Consider the following 1,416-nt stretch of genomic DNA (forward strand, 5'->3'; position numbering starts at 1 on the left):
ATATTAAATATGAATCCGCTTTTGCTCTGATTATGAAGCCCCCTTCTTTACCCCTTGAGTAATGCAATACTAAAATCATTAATGTAGTAACTGCCGCTGCTATGACTGATGGCTCAATTGATAAAAACAATTTACCCAGTACTATAGCACTGAATCCTGCACCCATCGATATCAATATTACATTCTTCTCTGTCCTAAATCCAAATATCGTTAGTAATAATACTGGAATTACCATTCCCAAATAAAATATTTTAGTAAATAACATCAATTTCAGTAAATCATCTTCTAAAAAAGCTAGCCCTAGCCCTAATAAGCCTAAAAAAAATGAAAAAGATTTAGCTGCATATAACTGGTGTACGGGATTTTTACTAGGCCATAAATCATTAGCAAAAGTTACTGATGCAGTATTTATATGAGAATCAGCTGTAGACATTGACATTGCTATTACTCCTACTATTAATATTCCTGCTATTCCAGAAAAGATTGAGTATTTATTTACTATTTCAGGTATTAGTGATTTAGGATTCAATTTAGGATTAATAATAAATAATGATGTAGGTATAATTGCTACCAAAATCAAAATAACTGTTAAGGTAATTGATGAAATTATCATAGCTTTTCTAACTTTTGCTAAATTACTGCCCATCAAAATTCTATGCGCCATTGTAGGACTTAAAAGATTCGATAAAAAAAATACAAAAGATAAATTAATCATATGTTTAAAATCGGTATCGTAATTAGTAAATATTTCTTTTAAATTAAAGTTTTTATTTTTGCTTAGTTCTAATAAACTCACTACAGGATTATTAATAGATTTAGATAACAATAATCCTACTATAATTATAGCTATACTAAATGTAAGAAATTGTATAATATCCGTATATACGACAGCTTTTATTCCTCCTATACCAGAATATAAAGTCACCAAAATAGAGGCGAAAATTAATGCAAAATTAGGATTAAGACTAGTAAAATATCCAATTATTTTACTAAATGCGGTGAATTGCATGGCAATTAAACCTATGGCATTAATTATGATGGTTATAGATATAATATACCTAATATTTTTTCCATAAATTTTGCTGAGTGCTTCAGCAATGGATATATTACCCAAAAAATCCTGCATCCTTGGTATTATAAAGTAAGATAATGCTATTAGTGCTATGTAAATACTTAGAGATCTCATAGTTTCATATAATCCAATACTGTATGTATTAGATAACATTATTAAAAACCCGCTGCCACCCAAGTAGGTAGCAACAATAGTAGCAACTAGCGCTCCTGTAGAAAAATTTCTATTACCAAGAGCGAAGAATTTAAATGTCTTAACTGTGAAGATATTTTTTAGCCCTGTCCAGCAGATTATACCAATAAATACTATTATTATTGATTTATCCGCAAACTCTAATGGGATTT

Annotated in this window: 1 protein-coding gene; it reads right to left on the minus strand. The window is 29.2% G+C overall.

From position 1 onward, the window contains the following. Positions 1 to 1,416: sodium:solute symporter family protein (locus tag IHI24_RS04675; protein WP_407690728.1), on the minus strand; the 1,416-nt coding region annotated here is incomplete at both ends.

Source organism: Rickettsia endosymbiont of Cardiosporidium cionae, from assembly GCF_015476335.1.
Lineage (GTDB): Bacteria > Pseudomonadota > Alphaproteobacteria > Rickettsiales > Rickettsiaceae > JADHZC01.